The organism is Legionella drancourtii LLAP12 (genome assembly GCF_000162755.2).
GTDB lineage: Bacteria > Pseudomonadota > Gammaproteobacteria > Legionellales > Legionellaceae > Legionella > Legionella drancourtii.
In genome coordinates this window covers 34917-54739 of sequence record NZ_JH413801.1, presented here as the reverse complement: position 1 = coordinate 54739, position 19823 = coordinate 34917, and the positions used below count along the sequence as shown (strand labels likewise).

Below are 19823 nucleotides of genomic sequence, written 5' to 3'. Positions count from 1 at the left end.
AAATATTTAAATAATTATTAGGTATCTATTTGGAGAGCTTGGAATCATGCCTCCTGTTTAACCTATTCCCCTGCCTGACGGCATTGGTTTTTGGCATTTTCTGGGCAAGCTTGTGTGCAATTGATAATATTTGTTTTTTGACATTGATAAAGACATCTACTTACCGTTTTCTGTACACATAATTCCTGAGCTTCTTGCTGGGTGGCCTCCGCGGTTTGAGCCAAGAGAAAAAAGAACATCAGCAGCATATTGATTATAAATTTGTCCATATGTTAAATATCCCTATACCAAAGTTATTTTAAATTTAGCACATAAATGATAATGCACTCTTTGAGTCAATTTGAGCCAAAGCCAATTAATAGCCATATCTTCTTCTCCAGCGTGCAGTCGGCAATAATGGAATCATGAATAGGATTACACTGAGTTATGACGGTTCGAGTAGGCGACTTGGTTAAGCGTGCATTTTGCTTACATTGACGGTGCCCCAATTTTATATAAAATAACAATTTGTTTGTTTTTTTTACTTTATGACGTATAATAAGGCTTAATTTTTGGAGATTACCTATGACTGACCACAGAAACACTAATGAAAAATTGATTGGAGCTACACTTATACCCTTATTAGATTCGAAGAGAAAAGTTAGTTTTTTTTCTTCGTACCAATCTGGTAAAGATTTTAGCCTGCGTGCAGCATCTATTATTACAGCGCCGATTCTGCTTTCTCTAGGAACAATGTCTCTATTGGTTAATGCTGGTGGAGAGCTTTTAATCGGGTTTTCAGAATTACTTAAATTTGATTTTTCAGATGCTGGAAAACATTTTTTAGAGAGCGGAAAATGTTTACTGTTCTCACCCTTGCTGATAATTGCTGCTATTTTAAGCCCGCTAGTAAATCTGATTGATTTAATCGGTGGTGCTATCAACTCTCTTAGAAACTCCGCACAGACCCCACAACAAGAAAATATGGGTATGAACTTCCAATAGTATTCATCCCCCAGAAGCTTTTATCCCATTCTAATGCAATGGGATAAATCCCATCTTATTCTTGCGCATGGCGTTGTTGCATAAATAGGATATTTTCAATAAACCTGTGATAAATTCCCAACTCAATATCAGACTTGAGTTAAGCGCACTGGCACAAACATCGTCTTGCTCGCAGAATGGCATAGTAACCAGAGGCAATAGTTTCTTCTTTACCTCAACAAATTGAATAGCAACATCCTCTTTGGGGAGTAGTTTTTCTCTGATTTGAACCCTGCTGATACTCAGTGCGCTACAGATTTTTACAAGGGGGATAATCATTTAAGAGCCTCCTGACTTCCCCCCCATAGATAATCAGGGATTTTACCTTGCTTTAAACGAGTGGCTCGCCAGTGAGCGAATGCCTCTTTGACCAACATGAGGGTATCAATGTCTTTATTCATGGGGGTAGAATCTTGAAATTACTGAGGCTATAGGCTAACTAATGCTGCTGTCATTAGTCACGCATGTTTACTGAAAGTTCAGTATTCTTCTTATCACTCCGTTAACTCAGAGCGTTTAGCATGGCAATACTATACAAAAACAAAGCCCGAATGCATAAAATTTAATCTAAAGCTATAATATATAAACATAATGGACGTTTTGAGAAAAAAATGACGCTCACTATACAGGACTTAAAAAATAGAAGAATCTATAAAGAAAAAAGTGGTACCTTAGCTGAAAGGATAGATTTTGCCTGGTCTGTCTATTCCAGTAATGATATACAGAATCAAAATAAAAAAAACATTAAAAAAGAAGCGCTTATGTTTCTTACTTATGCTTTAGATATCCAAGATCCACAAGATATTAATGGGCAACTTATTGAGCTAATGGAAGAAAGAAATAAATATAAAACAGATAATCCTGGTTATATCCCAGGTAAATCACCTAGCAGAATTCCCTTTAATCCCGCTACAGTAATTCCGACAGCAACCCCATTGAAAAAAAAGAATAGCTCACCTGAAGTAGCCGCAGCAATTAAACAAAAAGAGCTACTCGATGTCAATTATGACTCTAAAATGCTCGATCTCCATGCAAAAACTATCTTTTTAGACGAGCGACAACGTGCTGAACTTAGAGTTATTATTAGCAAGGGCACGTTTATGAAAAATGGAACAAATTTTGATACTTCCTTGATGCATTCTCATAACAAACCAGGCTTTGGAGCTTTTACCTTAAATGCAAACGGTGAACTCTCGGTGTTTGTCCATAATCGTATGCGCGATCGAATTGCCCACTCATCAATGAATTCAGGAGTACCTGTTGTTGCTGCTGGAGAGATACAAATTGAGAATGGCGTTTTGAAAAAAATTACCACGCACAGTGGTCACTATAGGCCTTCTCTATTTAATGTATATCGGTTACTAGAGCATTTTAGTCAATCGGGTATTGATATTAGTCAAGCCCAAGTAGTGAGTTTTGATAATCCATCATCAAAACTCACTGGCATAAAATCTAAAGTAGTTTATTATGAAGCTTATAAAGGAGATATGTATGAAACACCTGCAAATCAAATTTATATGGGGATGCTACAAGCCATTGATAAAAGTGCTAACATCATTAATGAACAAGTGAATACCTATAAAAAAGGCGGTTTTTTAACTACCATATTTGCACTTAAAGATAAAATAACCGGTTCGAACTTAACTGCAGAGCGAAACAAAATTGCATCCGCTTTTGAAGCTGAAATTACTGAATTTAAAAGGGAGTTAAAGCCGGAGTTATCGGAGGAAGAACTACAAACTAAAAAAGAAGAACTCCATAGGATTGTTAATAAATATGAACAAGAGAATAAGGCTCTTTCGGTTAAAAATGATAAAAAAGAATCAAGTGGGCGCTTTGCGGCAACAATATCACATTTTAAAGAGCAATTACATGCACTTAGGTCAGCAGACCACTCAGACCATGTAGAACCACAACCCGAAGAATCTGCCAGTATGAAAAATATAAGTTAACTCACAGCTGTTCGCTATAGAGAGCATGCTTATCGTCACCGGTTGATAAAAACGCCACAGCAATCGACCGCCTTAAAAAAGTGGTTACCCCCTATCTCTTATGCTCAATCGTGCCAAGATTTTCTCATTGACCTTGAAATTTAAATAAGGAAAAATGAAGAAAATTTTTCTCGGACTTATTATGAAATTAGCCTCTACTTTTTTGCAATATATCTACGGTGGGAAGAATCTGGAGCAACCAGAATGGCTCTCCATCGCCATGCAAAAGCTACAAACCATGAATGCTGGTTATCATTGGGGCCGCTTTATTAATTGCATTGAAGTAACACTGCACGCTTATAATGCACTTTTAGAAAACCAAGGCACTTTTTTTCCAAATGTAACGCCATTACCCACCCTTCCCCCATTAATTCCAGGCTATATTGAACAACTACATCCACGGATGCTTACTATGGATGAAACAAAAATAAGCTATCGTCTTTCAGGGTACGGTTTAAATTACACGCAGTTTGTTAACTACTTAACGAACAAACAAATTCCTGCTTATAGCCATTTAATTCTTTTTGCTACTTTAAAAAAAATTTATGGCAGCCATGCCTTATCAGGATTTGTGGTACCCAACGAAGCAGGAAATGGCATTCATGTTCATCTATATGATGCCCAGGGATTTTTACCGGATACATGGCTTCATCCAGAACAGTTTGATGAGTTTTACTCATTTGAGATGTGTTATGTTTATGATTCTAAAAAAACGCAGAATGCAATCAAGATTTTTATCGATGAATGCAAATCAGCAGCCCTAAATAGATCGGAGCAAGAAAAAACAACGGAGGATGAGACCCAAAAACCAGACTTAATGCGAGAAAAGTTATATGAATTTATTAAGTTAGAACTCTTTCGACTCGAAGCAAAACTCATTGTTGCCTCAACCCAAAATACAACAGCATTAGAAGATAAGATTAATCAATATAAAGAAATACTAAGCCAATTAATCACCAATAAATTCGAACAAAATACCTATCAATTAACTGCAGATTTTTTTGTAAAAACGGCAAAAATCGCTAAGAATCATCATTACTCGTGCAATTGGTTTAATCCTCAATCATCCGAGAATTTTTACGCTTATTTTAAAAAATTTATTCCCCATACCTCCTTTCAAGGAGCCTATACAGTAGATGCAATAACTCAATACATTGCCATGTATTTAACTCATGAAATTGCGCGATTGAGCATGCTTAATGAATATACTAATAGCTATATAGAAGAAAAAATTGCTTTATATACCAAGGAATTGGAAAATTTATTTTTTCAAGCCGCGAATCTCAGCCTACTTAACACAAGACTGGAAGAAATTAAGAAAATCTCAGCAATACCACGTCATTGGTCAACGATGTATTTACCTACAACATCTTCAACATCATTTGACACATACCTTAAGCCCTTACAAGAGCACCTAATAAACGAGATGCAAGCTGAAGAGCTCAATGAAAATTGGGTAGATTATAGCCCCATAGAAACAGAAAGCCCCAGGCATTTCGATTAATCGAATAATGTTAGATTAGATCGCCTGCACCATAGGCGTTAACGCCATTCTCTTAGCAATGGGAGAAGGGCGTTTTTCGTTACAACGCAAGATAAAGGTGACAGTACCTCAGGTCTATATACCAATAATAAAAAACTAACCACTTGTCTGCAAAAACGCAGCTAAACCATGTACAGAGCGAAATCCTTCCATGTTATACGCTTTTAATTGTGGCACAGCAGCCAATGCCATATTTTTTAAAGCAGCACCTGGTCCTAATTCTAAAAAAAATGAACCACCATACTCTTTGGCAATGCTTAGAACCCGCTCCCAATGTAGCGTTTCCGAAAGTTCTCTGGCTAAAATAGGTAGTATCTCTTTGCTGGTAAAAATAAGTTCCTGTGTCAATGCATTTAATATAGGGTATTGCAGTGGTAACGAAGCAAATTGTTGCAAATATTCAGCAAAATTAACGGTTGCCGGTGCAAGTAAGGACGTGTGCGCTGGCAACTTCACGGCTAATTTTTCTGCCTTCATTACCCCACGATTTTTAGCGGCATGCAGTAACGCATCCAAATCCGCTAACAAACCGCCAATAATATAATGATCCTCCGCATTAATAATCGCCAGATAACAGGCATGGGCCTTTGTTAATTGTGTTACTTGGGCAAAATTGATATTCCCCTTTAACACCGCCATCCCACTAGGTTGAGTAATTGCTTGTTGCATGCATTGTGCGCGTGTTGTTACTAAGGCATAGATCTCAGCCAGGCTTAAATTAGCGCTGGCGCAAAACGCAGAAGTCTCTCCTAAACTATAGCCGCAGAGAAAAGCAGGATTTAAATTAATTTGCTTTTTCACGGCATAGAAAGCTCCCACTGATAAAATAGCAATTAAACATTGGACTTGCACTACATCAGTACACGCCATACTTACGGCTGATTCATCCAATAAATCCAGATTAAGCAGGTTACTGGCATCCTTTAGCCATCGCTGACCAAAACTGTCCGTATTTAACCAGGCAAACATTTTACCATGCTGCGAACCTTGACCTGAAAAAGCAATTAGTAATGACATCGAAGTTGCTCACAAAATAATTGTCCAAGAAATAATAAAACACCAATCAAATCTGCTACGCCCCCCGGACTAATACCTTGCTCTGAAAATAGCTGATGAATTTCCAGTGCCTTTTGGCGACGTGTTTGCCAACAAGCAATAGCCAGTAATTGCGCAGCACTGCATTTTGCATAATTTAAACCAAGCTCGCCTTTTCGATACAGAATATTCGTATCATCAACACGCAACAATAACTCTAAATACATCGATAAGCACGCGGTATCAAGCGATTGAGTCTCGACAAAAAGCTCAATAAAAGAAGGAAGCAGTTGAAAGAGTAAATCATACCCGCTCATTGCCATTTGTTGGGCATCAATCACCATGTATTCGCGACGCACGACAGCACCATGACTGTCCGGATTGCCTTTATGATGAGCTAAAGGCCCTTGCCAATCCAGTATTAGCTGTTGCTGCAAATCAACCGGAGTAAATTGTTCTTTGTTCTGCGCTAAGCGTGCCGCCGAAACACAAAAAAGTCCTAAAGAAAAAATAGCGCCACGATGTGTATTAATGCCTTGTGTTTTTTCCAACATACGCTGCTCGGCGCGAATGGCCGTGTGTTTTAATGATTCAAAAGACTGAGTTACTAATCCTTGTTTTGCGATTTGATAAAAATAATGGCGCAAGCTAAACAAACTGCGGTAAAACGTTACCCCATCCATATCCTTGTGCGCTCCAGAATCAATAAAACTCACTAAGCCCGGCTTGGGATAGGCTTTCACTTCAAAATATAAGGCTCTAACCGCCATTTTGGCTAGTGAGCGTTCACAACAACGGATAGTGTTCATAAAGTTTCATTCTTGGAATCAAGGCAACCCCGTCGTGATTTTTGCACAAAAACTCGGTTGCGGACAAATTCAATAATTCTTTGATTGGGATATCCCCTACTTGCTGAAAACGTATTTCACCATCAATAGTGCGTTGCAATTTTCTGCTTAAGACACTAATTAATTCATGCAAAGTAGCTAAACTCCATCCTTGATAATTGATAAGCAAATCAAGATCTGAAGCCTGATTAACACTAGGTTGTCCTGAGAGATAGTGAAATAAAAATGAACCATAAACAGCAATATCAGAACCACTGATACTATTTAATGTCGCCAAAATATCACTAAGTCCATGACAACGGCGAAAGTAATCTTGCATTTCAATTAATTGCGGAAGTGATTGTTGCTTCACGACAGCTGACGGCTTTACTCTTAAACCTACACGATGCTTCTTCTCTGCAAAAAAAAGCGGCAAACCAAGATTGAGCGTAGCATCATCTCGTGCTTGTTTGGCATAAATACAGGGCAGCCCTTGCGCTAGCCATGCAACAACCTGTTGTTCAATCATATGTTTATCGGCATGCAAAGTACTAATTGAAAAAGGTACCTGGTGCTCAAGATAAATAAGATCATGGCGTTGCGCACTCATGAATGGCTCATCGCTTTATTAATAATCGGGAAAGCCAGTGTTCTGCCACCACGCTCCATTCCTAAAAGAGCGCGCATATCTGGAGTGCCATGCTGTTGGATTGCGCCAGCGATTTTTTCAGCAAGTTCACCCACCGGAACAATCGCATGTAAGCCACCTAGCTTATAGAAATTATCCACACCTGGCGCAAATACCGGCAGTGTTTTACTAAGCTCTTGCAGCTGAGCCAAAGGTATTTTAGTAATGGTTGCAATACCTTCAAGCCACATTACCGCTAATTGTGCATCAGGCAAGGCTAAAATGGTATCTGCCATCAAGCCATAGGCAATAAAAGCACCGCCGAGCGCCTGATTACACACCAGAGAAACTAATGGATTCCCCTGCTTGCGTAAACATTCCAATGCTTCGAGCAAATGCGCAAAATATTGTTCCATGCCTAACCATTCATCGCGCATGGTTAATTGCTGTCCGGCAACATCGACTAAAAGAAGAACGGGAGCTGTAGATTGGCTTTCCAGAATGGCAATCACTTTTTCTGCTAAGATCAAGGCTTGCTCAGCTCCTAGAAAAGTGGACTCTTTAACACCCAAAATATGCAGCGATTGCTTATTGAGTTTTGCTTGTCCGTAAACAACAGAATGTTCCTCGGCTAACTGAATTTCCTGAGAAAATATCTGCTTTAATAAGTCCTTTAATAAGATCATATCTTAGTCCTTATAATTATTCATCCGACCGAATTGTTTTAGCGGCCGTTAAAAAATCATTCTCATTCATATCAAAAAGCGAAGTCGCAAAATCGGGGGCAATTTTACGTAGATACTCCCCTTCTTCTTGGCATCCTTGCGTATCCAAAAGACGTTTTTTCAGCAGGCTCTGTTTTTGTTTCACCGAATCAAGATCAATAGGTACTTTCTTAGGCAAAGCGGCAATGAGTTCCTCGCGCAATGGCGCAATATCAGCCCCCACATACCCTTGGGCAACATCTTGCAAATAGCGGGTTTTGCCACCATAAACACGCCAGACTAGTGCCCTATCTTGGGCATCAAAAGCTTCGACACCAGCAACCGCTTGAATTACATCTGGCCCAGATACCCCAATACGGCCAATTTCATTAATAATCAGATAATCCAGACAACCCGAAATAATGCCCATACCACCAAAAGCACCATTTTTACCACAAACCACCCCCAAGGTAGTCACCCCATGATTTCTTGCCTCAAAAATGGCGCGGATGGTTTCAGAAATAGCAATTTCACCCGCATTTGCTTCGTGTAAACGCACGCCGCCACTATCAATCAAGACAATAACCGCATCGACTGAGGCCTTAACGGCGGCTTTAAATAAGCCCGTCAACTTTGCACCATGGATTTCCCCCACCGCGCCACCCATAAAATCTTTTTGTTGCGCGGCAACAAGAACTTTTTTCTCATTCAGGCTGGCAGCACCAATGACGATGCCATCATCCGCCTCACCGGGTAAATTTAAAATGGCCAGATGGGGACTGTACTGCTTCTCATCGGCAAACCATTCAACAAAAGAATCCTTATCAAAAAGTGCATTAATACGCGCACGAGCATCTAATTCCAAATAATTAGTCCCCTGACGATGATAACCTTTAAATGCCTCTAAAGCTTGGCGCAAGCGTAAGGAAACAACAGCAGGTGTTGCGCCATTATCATTAATCGTGAAGAGCAGATCAGCAGGCTGATACTCGTTAACGAAATCCTCAATTACCCTATTCCAAATCGGTTTATAATGCGCTACAGAAGTTTGAATCTTAAATAAGGTTTCTGGGCTTTTATTGGTCTCAACAATAACCTCCAAATTACCTGAGCCGACAACCCCACAAACGACTTTTTTACCCTCTAAACGCGCTGCGGTGACAGTAAAATGAAATTCCATTTTTTCCATATTTTGGACCCTACCAGTTTCTAAATTTTACGGGGGGTGCGTATAACCCTTGGGAGCAATCAACCAATTCACGAATAGACTTGGCCGCTAATAGATCGCGCGTGGCATCAGCTGCTTTAATCCCTAAATCTTCAGGACGCTGGATGATTTTTCTTGCACGCAATTCATTGACCATGATTTTGTTTCTCTTGATCCCAACTTCGGTATAGCCTGAAACACCCCTGATGGCCTGTTCTCGTTCTGCGAGATTACGACACAATAAAAGATTAGCAATGCCCTCTTCAGTGACTACATGACTTACATCATCGCCATAAATCATCACCGCAGGCAATTCACTATCCATCTCTTTTTGCAATGCCCAGGCGTCTAATTTTTCGACAAAGGTAGGTTGGGTTGGGCCTTGGAATGTTTCCACCATTTGCACGACCAGTTTTCTGCCGCGTGGCATTTTGGCACCTAGGGCAGAGCTTCGCTCTTGCCCTGCTTTTAACCAGGCATAGGATGTATGTCGTCGTCCGGGCGCATCACACCCCATATTCGGCGCGCCACCAAAACCCGCAATGCGCCCATTAATGGCGGTAGAACTATTTCCCTCAATATCAATTTGTAATGTAGCACCAATAAAAACATCACAGGCATAATGCCCAGCTAATTGTCCCAGCATCCTATTGGAACGCAAACTTCCATCTTTGCCAGTAAAGAAAATATCTGGTCGCGCTGCCGCATAATCATTCATTCCCACTTCCCCACCAAAAGGATAGATTGTTTTTACAAATCCAGCTTCTATAGCCGGAATTAATGTAGGTAATGGATTAACAACCCAGTGCTGGCATATTTTGCCCTTTAAGCCTAAGGATTCAGCATAGGTAGGTAAAAGTAATTCAATAGCACAGGTATTAAAACCCACCCCATGATTTAAGGTATTTACTTGGTACGGGGCATAAATTCCTTTAATAACCATCATTGCCATTAAGATTTTAATTTCATCAATTTGCGCAGGATCCCGCGTAAAAAGCGGTTCAATATAAGAGAGTTGTGGCCCTTTCACAATGACATTTACCCAATCCCCTGGGATATCAACCCGGGGTAAGGTATCAACAATTTCATTTACTTGTACAATAACCACACCGTTTTTAAAATTAGTCGCCTCGATAATAGCGGGTGTTTCCTCAGTATTGGCACCAGTATATAAATTGCCCTGTTGATCGGCTTTATCGGCCATCAACAAACAAACATTAGGAATTAAATCAGTGACCAGGCGACCAAAAAGCTCATTATAAGTGTGAATATTTCCTATCTCGATTTTTTTATTTTTTACCATATTTGCAAGACGCACCGATTGAGGACCGGAGTAAGCAAAATCGATTTTACTCGCAATGCCTTTTTCAAAAATATTTAAATGCTCAGGTAAGGCAATTGCCGATTGAATCATATGCAAATTATTGACTTGCGCCGGATCTAATTCTGTCATTGCCGCAGCCAAAAAACTGGCTTGTTTTTGATTATCGCCTTCAATGCAAACTCGATCGCCAGAATGGATTACTTGTGAAAGTAATGCGACCAGATCTTGTGCCTCAATAAATTTGCTGTCTTTTAAATAGGGGGAAATCTTAGATAGACGCTGCAAGTATACTTGTTTATTCTCGTCCCACATAATTGCTTCCTGCATTTCATGATTTTTAAGTTTAACACATCAAAGTACATTACCGCATAGCTTATTGTAAATACAAAAAAAGAAGCGATTTAACCTAAATTTCACGCCCAAGGTGCCAGACATATTGATAAGATCAGAGAATTATTAGACCATGGCTTATCGGGTAGGAAAATTGCGAAAATCTTAGGCTAAACAAGCCATATTGCACTTAATATCTACCTATTGATATGACATTTTATGAAGCCCTTCCTCTTGTAATCTTATTGTTTTTGATCAAAAATAAACCAATAAAAATATTCCATGCTAGAGAGAGGACTATGAGGAGCAGTGTTAAGTACTAAAACACCGAACGTTATTGCGAGAGTTCCTGTAAATGAATTTATAGCTTTCGTTAACAAAATGTATCCCTCTTTTTCCGAAAAAATTAAATTACCCACTCTGACAACTCTTTTTCAAGGCAAACGAGAATTGTCTCTTGATGATAAACTCTTTAACTTATGCCTTATCCCCCTAAATACAGATTGGAATAGAGTGAATGAACTTCTTTCAACTCCAGGAATAAACATTGATAAACGATTATTATCTGGGAATACTTGTCTAATAAGAGCGGTGAGAATGAGAAATAAGGAGTTAGTACTCTTATTGCTTAAACATAACGCAGATAGAGAAATTAAAAACGACCGAAATAAAAACGCTTCAGATGAAGCTACGGGTGAAATTAAGGAATTGATTGATTCTTGGGATTATTCGGAAGAATTATCAGCTCAAATTGAAAGTTCTATAAGAATAGGTAGCTGTAAATAGTACAAAATTGTAGCCTATGGGCTCAGGCATAGCATTGAATGTAAATAGCAAGGCATATAATTACAATGGCAGCGTTTGGAGTATTGCTCAATCCACACCGAACACATATGTCTGTGTTTGAAAAGCAATTTAATAACTTTATTCTTAAATTTAATAAATTAAATGTTTTTTTCATCGCATAACAAATAATTATGCGATGAAATGAGTGACTAAATATTTATAAAGTCAAGCCGGCTGTAGAAATAGATTCTTGAGCTTGATTAGGCATACAGGCTTTAATCAAGTGTACCACTGCAACAACAGGAGCAAGAAGTAAGGTTAACGCAATACCTGCGCTAAATCGTGCAATTTCGATAGGAAGAGCAACAGTCCAGGCGAGTGCATTCGTTAAAATATTGCTTCGCTCAGGTAAGAAAGTGTCAGCAATTAATTTTCGCGCAAGTAAAGGTAATATTAAGAAATCCAATACGCCTTTTGCACCACCTTTGTTATCATTCCTTCCTTTTAAACGCAAATCATAATGACCGCCAATGAGAATATTAAATGTTGTAATAATGCCCTCTATAAAATTTGCATCATTATGAATTGCAGCACGAATAGACTCACTTACTGTCGCATCAATCATTTCTTGGTTTTTGGCAAGGGAAATCTTGACTCAGAATAAGGGGCAAAACCCGGAATATGTTTAGTTGATCAGAATAGTATTCTTTAGCTAAGGAATACTTAATGCCAGACTGAATTGATAATGGGTTTAATGCTTGAAAAAATGATAATGACATGAGAACAGCCCTTTTATGTATGAATACATTAGAAAAATTCTTAAATTAGTAGCCTTTCCTTTTGCTACAGTTCCTATTTTTTCTATGGATTTGAACTAGAGACTGAAATAGTTCAATCTCTAGATCTAATACATTTTAATAAAAAATGCACATAAAGATCAATGAATTTTATTAGTTATTCGTAAAAGAACTCAATGAGGTTTTATGTTAACTTCTACGTCCTGATTAAGTAAGATCTAAAAAATAATTAGCAAATTCTAAGTATTATTCCTCTAACCACTATTACAAATCCAACCATGAAATGGATTACTGCTAGGGCAAATCTTCGCCCTAGCCAACACCAGACTGTCATTATGTGTTACACTATGCGCTAATTCTTATAAGGCATTCTACTATGCACACTGACTTATCTTTTTCTGATCTTGGCTTACGCGACACCTTACTCACTAATCTTGCCTCGTTAGGCTATGAGAAGATGACTCCCATTCAAGTGCAGAGCTTGCCTACCCTGCTCAAAAGAATCGATGTCATTGCCCAAGCGAAAACAGGAAGTGGCAAAACAGCGGCCTTCGGACTCACACTTTTGAATCATTTAAAAGTGGAGTTTTTTGCAACCCAAGCATTAGTATTGTGCCCAACGCGTGAATTAGCAGAACAAGTCAGCCAGGCAATACGCCGATTGGCGCGCCTGCTGCCCAATGTAAAAGTACTGAATTTATCTGGCGGCATGCCGTTCACCCCCCAACTTGATTCGCTAAGACATGGTGCTCACATTGTTGTTGGCACACCTGGTCGCATCCAAAAACACTTAGATAAAAACTCATTGTCGTTAAAACACTTAAATACCTTGGTTTTAGATGAGGCAGATAGAATGCTCGACATGGGCTTTTTTGATGAAATCAAAAACATCATTCGTACCTGCCCAACAACGCGACAAACTTTATTATTTTCTGCAACGTACCCGGCAGAAATTAAAAATCTTGCCGATGAATTTATGCGCGATCCGCAAAAAATAACCATAGAAGAAAATCACGACGAACTGAACATTGAACAACATTTTTATGAAGTCAATAACGCCAAGGATAAATTTGCCTTATTAAACGATTTATTACGCCATCACAAACCTACCTCAACGCTTATTTTTTGTAATACCAAAGAACAAACAAACCAAGTATCCAGGCAACTGACTCAAGCAGGCTTTAGCGCCACCATGCTAAATGGAGATATGGAACAAATTGACCGTGATCTTGCGATGATTCGCTTTGGCAATAAAAGCTGCTCTATTTTAGTGGCTACTGATGTCGCTGCCCGAGGTTTAGATATTAAAGAACTCCCAGCTGTAGTGAACTATGAACTTGCCTTTGACTTAGCAGTTCACATTCACAGAATTGGTCGTACCGGACGCGCAGGACACAAAGGATTAGTTTTTAATATCACCACCCCTGCTGATGCAGAACGCCTTTGCCTTATTGAAGAAGAGTTAGGCCGGCCAATAACCTGGGAAACAAGTACCCAGCTTAATAAAAATGATACTACCATCGTCTCACCGGAGATGGTCACACTGTGTATCAGTGCTGGACGCAAAGATAAAATTCGCCCTGGAGATATCTTAGGTGCCTTAACCAAAGAAGCGGGATTAGCGGGAAACAGCATTGAAAAAATTGATATAACCACACTCTATTCTTATGTTGCTATTCATAAAACACAGGTGGACAAAGCCTATGAGCATTTTAAACATGGCAAGATCAAGGGTCGCAAAGTACTGGTGCGCAAGATAGGCTAACTATGTATATTCAACAAACAACTCAATGGATTCAATCAATAGTCATTGCGCTTAATCTATGCCCTTTTGCAAAACGGGAAATGGATAATAACTCAGCTCGCATTGAGGTAAGCACCGCAACCGAATTTAATGTCGGGATTACTGATTTTATCAGGGATAATCGACCACTTAAACTTAAATCCAACTATAGGCACGAGCTTACTTCTTTTTCCGCACTTTTTAAGTGATTTTTATGACTATTTAGATTTCGTTGCTCTTGCCAATGAAACGCTAGCCCAGACCAAAAACCAAGGCGTGTACCAATTAGCAACCTTTCACCCAGCCTACCGTTTCCATGGCACCAAAGCAGATGACGTCACAAATTACACCAATCGCGCCCCCTACCCTATGCTCCATATTCTCAGGGAAGATATGCTGGATCGCGCCATAGCCTATTATGGCGACACTAAAACAATTCCTGCGAATAATATAAGGCTGATGCGTGATTTAGGATTAGCAGAAATAACACGACGTTTAGAGCAATGTATGCGCGTTAAATAAGCCTGTAGTCTAATCATATGATTTAAAATGTAGGATACATTGTCTTAGGGTTTGATCTATTAGAAAAGAATAATGAAGGTACCTCTGGTCTTTCATTTTGCGCCAACCACTTGTCGTTAGAAAAATTTAAATCGATTTTTAATAAAGCAAATGCCTATGAAAAAGATAAGAATGACTTAACCTTATTGCATTATTCTTTAAATAACCCGGATATAAATGTAGCTAAATGGTTAGCCGAGACATTCCCTGATTTAGTTAATGCGACTAGTAAAAACGTGAATACAATCTTGCATAATGCCATTCGAGGAGATAAAACCAAAATCAGCCAATGGTTTGCTCAAAAATTCCCTTGTTTATTAAATATAAAAAATAAAAATCACTTTACTCCCTTTGGTTTAGCCGCTCGTTATAATCGTCATAAAATAGCAGAGTGGCTAATTAAACACTTTCCTGCTTGCATACAGGACGAGCCTATTATGTTGCAAGGCAGGCTAGTTAGAGAACGGGCGCCTTTTTATATCGCCTTTGTGAATGATAATTTCAAAATAATGGAATTACTTTATCGATATAATAACGACTGCATCCATGAATACTATTATAAATTTTTCAGTTTCTTTTTATCCGCGGTTTCCAGCGGTTCCCTTAAATCTGTCGAATGGTTTTTAACCAAAGCGACTCTAGAGCGTTATTATGAAAACGAACCAATAAGACTATGCATCCTTTTAGACTGCGCACTTTATTCTGATAAAGAAGGGATAATTGAACTACTTCTCTCAAAAATACCTCATCCAATCAACCAACCGATTAATGGACAGCCGCTACACCTTCTCCATTACGCTATCAGACTAGACTATCTAGACGTAGTCAAATGGTTGCTCTCTACCAAGCCAATAGATACATTTCCAGCTGGAAATATATCCTATTTTGATTTGGCTATGTATGCGCCCGCTACATTACAGTACTTTTTAAGTACCTATCCTGAGTTAGCTCTACAAGCCTATAAAGATGACCCAACCTTCCTCTCTAAATATATACGCCAATGCATAGAGGAAAGAGAAGCTGAAAAAAGTTCTGTTGAAAATTGCATAGCGTGTATCGTTTTGTTATTAAATGGGCAATTAAAACAACCTGACTCGAATGGCACCTACTTAAGGCTTTTTATTTGGCATTGCCTCCACATATCCCTCCTCTAGAAATCATCTTTACTCCAGAGCACAGATAGCTGTAACAAAAAAAAATATCGAGTACAATATGCATCATTTTCACCCATAATAGATAAGATTTCCTATGTATCCACCGGTAAGTTATGACAGCCTCTTTCATTTTATCCAAAAAAATAAAGCAATCCACAAAGCCATCGCCAAGGTAGATCGAGAACAGGTTAAACAACTGGCTGAAGCGATTAAGGAAGGTCATTATCAGGCTGAAATTTTTAATGACACGAACTGTTATCTCTATTTACTATTCTTGCTCAAAGAAAAGACTATCTCTTTTGAACAGGGCATGACCGTTTACAGCTATTTACTCGCCTTAGCGCAGTTCACAGAACAACAACCTCTACGCCCCGAGGACCAAGACGTAAAAACATTACGCCAGATTTCGGTTGAACGGCTTGCAAATCAGCAAGAACTCACAGCAGAAGGTAGAGCCTTTTTAGAGTGTATTCTCAAGCAGATGGAGGAAATGCACTACCATCTCGATTTCGCCGAGATCGAAGCTTTCATTCTACAAGGCCCTCCTTCTGAGCACTTGCTTCTTGGCGTCCCCTACTTCTTAAACAGAAAGAGTCAGATTGAGTCTTTAGCCCGTGCACTCGCTCAAAACATCCCATTCTTAGGTACAACCAAATCTGCGGATGATACACTTTGGCTCCCTTCTTACTCACTTATCAATTTTCTACTCCGTAAAATGTCGACTAAGCCCATGCAAATGTACCCCGTCTTTGGCTCTGTTAATAACACAACGCTTAGAAATCTCCATTTACAATCCTATCATCCTGTTTCCTTATATGCCGTATCTGTTTTATCGAATCCCCACAATGCCGATGGTTATCGTTGTGGCTGTTTTCTCATGTGGCTCCATGATATTGGCCACATTTTCTGGGCGAGTTTACTAACAGAAGAAGAAAGATATTATGCCTTGGTAAAAATCCCCAAACGACTAGAAAACCTTGCGGCCCATACCACTTATGAAGATAAAGAGAAAGTCAATCAAAGAATTCAACAAGCAATTGAGACAGCAGCTGATTTCAATTTAACAAATATTAAAGACTATGCAAATCCTCAATACCGTTTTAGTACCTACATTAGCAAACAAGTGATGAACAATGGATTGAGAGTTTATGGCTTTTGTCAGGTTGAATTTAAACCTATTGGTTGCCTCGAAGACCACCTTTATTATTGGATAACTAAGCTTACTCATGCAAATAAGAACGATATTAGCTGGGAGTTAATTTCTAACGGCTTAAAGACAGGGGAGTTCTATCGCCAACAGCAGATTACCAATGCTTTGTATAATCTTGCAACATCGAGCTTCAATAGTAGGTATATGAAAATCGATTGGCAAGCCTGGCTTGAGCTCTTAGACTCATCAATAGATAGTAAAACCTTGTGGGACAAAGCAGTAAAAGAACAACAATCACAACTTTTACATTTAATTGCAACAGGCAAATTAGAGTTTTTTCACCCATATCTGCCCATGACAGCAGAAAAACATATCCAGTTTAGAGACTATGTAGTAGAGCAGAGTAAATTAGCACCGCAAACACAAAACTCTTATAACTCGTTATTTAGCACCTCTCGCCCCCAGCGTGAAAATAAACGAGGCTCCTCGCTAACATTCTTCTCAAGAGACTTATTTTTTTCTCCTAGCGAAGACAAGCCCCCAATAGATTCAACACCAGCAAAAACAAACATAGCAAAACCAGGGGACAGACCATAAACTTGAATGGGATATCTTTGAAAGATGCGCTAAAGTCGGATGAAAAAAGCTGCTTTTTAATAAACCTAATAGCTTCTTTCTTTGTTTAAAAAATCATGCTCATTTCTGACCAACTATTAAAAAAGAGCATATTGATATATAATTGCGCAATACTTGTTTTTAATAAGGTATCTCTATGGCTATTTGTTTGTTTACAACGAAATGTTACGACGGGAGTGGTGATGTTGTCCAGACAGTAAAAATTGCTGACTTCATACAAAAATTTATTGCCTCATCAGAACTAGAAGAATTAAAAAATGAAACGGTCATAATTGTCGTAAAAGATGATGAAAACAAAGAAATAGTTAATCGTTTTGTAAAAGTTATTAATCCGAATATACAAGTTAAAATAATTTCGGAATTTAAAGCAGAAGATCATGAAATTAATTGCTGTATTGAGGCTGGGTATTCTCATTTTGAGTGGGAAAAAGAGTTTTCACTCGAAGAAGCAAAACTTCCTATCATTGTGATGCCAGAGTATGATAATGATGTCAATCGTAAATCTGTATTGAGAATTTTAGGCGGTTTTGATAAAAAACGCGGCGATGTAGGCGTTATACCAAGCCCCGCATTACTTACTGCAACAAAGGGAGAGATTATTAGTTCAGAAGTTTTGCAAAATGCTTTTGAACAATTGGATCCCAAAATAAAGTCATATCTAGGCAAAGACTTTGAATCCTATCTAGCCTATCGTGCACAACGCGATTTCACTTATCAGTACAGTCATGATAGAACAAAATATCCCACTTTTTATTCCAACCACATGCCTTATAAGCCATGGAATTCAGAAAAGGAAACCACGAAAGGTAAAAAATACACTCCTGTAGAATTTTTCTTACAAGAACATGCCATGCTGATGGGAAACTCTGCTAAATCTCAGGATGTACTTTGTATAGGGGAGAACTTTGAAGGTAAATTAAAAGCCCTTGTTATGTTAAAAGAAGACTTGATTAAAAAAGGATATACTAGAATTTCTTTTATTGATATAGATAAGAAGAACGAACAAGTTATTCATGAACGTGATACTGAGGACACGGGACACAAGGAATATCGTGTGCTTTACTCAGAATCAATGCCTTTTTCTTCAATGCAAGTATTACCCCTTATAGCTACTGATATTGTAGGTGTTACAGGAGATCAATCATTAGTAGAGGCAATGTCTGCTAAAAAACTTGTAACTTATGAATGTGTAGACCATAAAAAGAATTTTGCTTGGGGATATTTAAAAGCAGTTCAACGAGAAGTTTCAGAAACAGTTTTAGAAGGAACTTCAAGTGAAGAAGTACTATTATTGGCTAGATTTTTAATAAAACCAACTTATGGCTTCGACAAGGTGGAATATAAACCGGAAGAGATTTCTCGATTGTTGAGCAATAGAAATACAGTTGAAGCACTCAAAAATATAAATAGACAATTGGTAGAAAAAAGTCAATATTTTGCATCTATTGAAAAAATGCTGGTATCAGAGGTGCTTCCCTATATTAAACATCAGAATGCTAAAGGACTTGGCTTTTCTAAAATTCCGGTGGGTTCAAACAACAAAGTGGTGAAATTATTGAGGACGCTGTATACTGAAGTGAGTAATAATAAAACAAATTCGCCGCAATGGAACAAAAGATTTGATGCAGCCACTCAATTATATCAATTAGCCAATAAGGAAGTTATACGCCAAGAGAATTCGCCATATATCAAAGCACAATTAGAAATCATAAAGCAAAATAAACCATCTTGGTTCGAGCTCTCTCTAATAACTCAAATATTAGATGTTCTAAGTTTGGGTTTAATTCCTATTATTAGACATCTGTTTTTTACACCTGATAACACAATGACCTATCTAAAGAAAATTGAAGAAGAATTAGAACCTTCTTACATAAAGTGGCGTAGTTCAAACTTGGCCTGACAGCGTAGAATTAGCGGCACGACAAAATAAAAAGTCTTAAGTAAGTGCCATTGTGGTCTGCCCCCAATGGCGATTGATTAATTAAATTTTATTTTAAAATCAAATAGTTAAATATTTAATTAGTAACTTCCAAATAACTATGGGAATCCTACATATAAATTTAGAAACAAACTTTTTGATCGGTACTATACAAAAAATAAGGTCAAAATATAGTTGCTGGCTTTTTCTGTAACAATGATGCATCAGGGGAACCTGACTGGCTTGCTTTGTTGAACTCATTCCACCTAGCCAATAAAATTTTTGCCTCATCCGGATCTGCAATATTAAGCGAGTTACTAAACCCCAATCCTTCGCCAAAGCTTGCATTATGAATAGAAAATTTACTTGTTTCTAAAAATTTTTTCGCATAATCACAGGCCTTAAGCGCTGATTGGATAGCACGTT

At 38.4% G+C, this 19823-nt stretch carries 20 protein-coding genes and 1 pseudogene; 10 read left to right on the top strand and 11 right to left on the bottom strand.

Translation table 11 applies throughout. From position 1 onward, the window contains the following. Positions 1–62: 62 nt before the first annotated feature. Positions 63–269, bottom strand: coding sequence for a hypothetical protein (locus LDG_RS02750; protein ID WP_006869599.1), 207 nt, complete (start codon positions 267–269; stop codon positions 63–65). A gap of 105 nt (positions 270–374) precedes the next feature. Continuing rightward, positions 375–482 (bottom strand): annotated as a pseudogene (locus LDG_RS20805) (IS701 family transposase); the annotation flags it as partial. Between the two features lie 82 nt (positions 483–564). Between LDG_RS20805 and LDG_RS02745 the strand changes: the two are divergent. After that, a complete protein-coding gene (locus tag LDG_RS02745; protein ID WP_040534250.1) occupies positions 565–984 on the top strand; it encodes a hypothetical protein in 420 nt (139 codons plus the stop codon). A gap of 30 nt (positions 985–1014) precedes the next feature. Here LDG_RS02745 and LDG_RS20025 read toward each other — a convergent pair whose 3' ends face one another. Further along, positions 1015–1302, bottom strand: coding sequence for a hypothetical protein (locus LDG_RS20025; protein WP_006869597.1), 288 nt, complete (start codon positions 1300–1302; stop codon positions 1015–1017). Between the two features lie 332 nt (positions 1303–1634). Here LDG_RS20025 and LDG_RS18325 point away from each other — a divergent pair, with 332 nt between their 5' ends. Together LDG_RS18325 and LDG_RS02730 are read left to right on the top strand one after the other, a co-directional pair. Then, positions 1635–2975: a hypothetical protein gene (locus tag LDG_RS18325; RefSeq protein ID WP_006869595.1), complete on the top strand. Its 1341-nt coding sequence runs from the start codon at positions 1635–1637 to the stop codon at positions 2973–2975. 154 nt (positions 2976–3129) lie between these two features. Then, a complete protein-coding gene (locus tag LDG_RS02730) occupies positions 3130–4518 on the top strand; it encodes a hypothetical protein (protein ID WP_006869594.1) in 1389 nt (462 codons plus the stop codon). A gap of 135 nt (positions 4519–4653) precedes the next feature. On the opposite strand, the gene LDG_RS02725 is transcribed toward LDG_RS02730, so the two are convergent. The 6 genes from LDG_RS02725 to mdcA are packed head-to-tail and all read right to left on the bottom strand — an operon-like array spanning position 4654 to position 10594. Further along, the gene (locus tag LDG_RS02725; RefSeq protein ID WP_006869593.1) at positions 4654–5574 is read right to left on the bottom strand and encodes an acyltransferase domain-containing protein; all 921 of its coding nucleotides are present in this window, start codon (positions 5572–5574) and stop codon (positions 4654–4656) included. Then, positions 5562–6401, bottom strand: coding sequence for a triphosphoribosyl-dephospho-CoA synthase (locus tag LDG_RS02720; RefSeq protein WP_006869592.1), 840 nt, complete (start codon positions 6399–6401; stop codon positions 5562–5564). Before LDG_RS02720 ends, LDG_RS02725 begins: the two co-directional genes overlap by 13 nt. Further along, positions 6379–7029: a malonate decarboxylase holo-[acyl-carrier-protein] synthase gene (mdcG, locus tag LDG_RS02715; protein ID WP_006869591.1), complete on the bottom strand. Its 651-nt coding sequence runs from the start codon at positions 7027–7029 to the stop codon at positions 6379–6381. Before mdcG ends, LDG_RS02720 begins: the two co-directional genes overlap by 23 nt. Then, positions 7026–7733, bottom strand: a complete 708-nt coding sequence (locus LDG_RS02710; protein WP_006869590.1) for a biotin-independent malonate decarboxylase subunit gamma — start codon at positions 7731–7733, stop codon at positions 7026–7028. The genes mdcG and LDG_RS02710 overlap by 4 nt, the downstream gene beginning before the upstream one ends. 16 nt (positions 7734–7749) lie before the next feature. Continuing rightward, on the bottom strand, positions 7750–8940 hold the full coding sequence (locus tag LDG_RS02705) for a biotin-independent malonate decarboxylase subunit beta (protein WP_006869589.1): 1191 nt from the start codon (positions 8938–8940) through the stop codon (positions 7750–7752). Between the two features lie 10 nt (positions 8941–8950). Next, entirely contained in the window at positions 8951–10594 is a 1644-nt protein-coding gene (mdcA, locus tag LDG_RS02700; protein ID WP_006869588.1) for a malonate decarboxylase subunit alpha, read from the bottom strand. Between the two features lie 327 nt (positions 10595–10921). On the opposite strand from mdcA, the gene LDG_RS02695 reads away from it, so the two are divergent. Then, complete coding sequence (locus tag LDG_RS02695; protein WP_040534246.1) at positions 10922–11398, top strand: ankyrin repeat domain-containing protein; 477 nt, start codon at positions 10922–10924, stop codon at positions 11396–11398. A 217-nt stretch (positions 11399–11615) separates the two neighbouring features. Here the strand turns inward: LDG_RS02695 and LDG_RS02690 are convergent, their stop codons facing one another. Next, a complete protein-coding gene (locus LDG_RS02690; RefSeq protein WP_006869585.1) occupies positions 11616–12023 on the bottom strand; it encodes a hypothetical protein in 408 nt (135 codons plus the stop codon). Between the two features lie 548 nt (positions 12024–12571). Between LDG_RS02690 and dbpA the strand changes: the two genes are divergently transcribed. The 6 genes from dbpA (at position 12572) to LDG_RS02665 (ending at position 19379) form a co-directional block, all read left to right on the top strand. Continuing rightward, the gene (gene dbpA, locus LDG_RS02685) at positions 12572–13960 is read left to right on the top strand and encodes an ATP-dependent RNA helicase DbpA (RefSeq protein ID WP_006869583.1); all 1389 of its coding nucleotides are present in this window, start codon (positions 12572–12574) and stop codon (positions 13958–13960) included. A 2-nt stretch (positions 13961–13962) separates the two neighbouring features. Continuing rightward, complete coding sequence (locus tag LDG_RS20660; protein ID WP_083821366.1) at positions 13963–14187, top strand: DUF1415 family protein; 225 nt, start codon at positions 13963–13965, stop codon at positions 14185–14187. Continuing rightward, positions 14090–14500 (top strand): DUF1415 family protein, encoded by a 411-nt coding sequence (locus tag LDG_RS02680; protein WP_050805507.1) that lies wholly within the window; start codon positions 14090–14092, stop codon positions 14498–14500. Before LDG_RS20660 ends, LDG_RS02680 begins: the two co-directional genes overlap by 98 nt. Before the next feature lie 110 nt (positions 14501–14610). After that, complete coding sequence (locus LDG_RS02675) at positions 14611–15693, top strand: ankyrin repeat domain-containing protein (RefSeq protein ID WP_006869580.1); 1083 nt, start codon at positions 14611–14613, stop codon at positions 15691–15693. A 94-nt stretch (positions 15694–15787) separates the two neighbouring features. Then, positions 15788–17440, top strand: coding sequence for a hypothetical protein (locus tag LDG_RS02670; RefSeq protein ID WP_006869579.1), 1653 nt, complete (start codon positions 15788–15790; stop codon positions 17438–17440). A gap of 175 nt (positions 17441–17615) precedes the next feature. Next, entirely contained in the window at positions 17616–19379 is a 1764-nt protein-coding gene (locus tag LDG_RS02665) for a hypothetical protein (protein ID WP_006869578.1), read from the top strand. 202 nt (positions 19380–19581) lie between these two features. Here LDG_RS02665 and LDG_RS19485 read toward each other — a convergent pair. Further along, the coding region (locus LDG_RS19485; protein WP_040534243.1) for a DUF5630 domain-containing protein at positions 19582–19823 on the bottom strand (242 nt) is incomplete at its 5' end.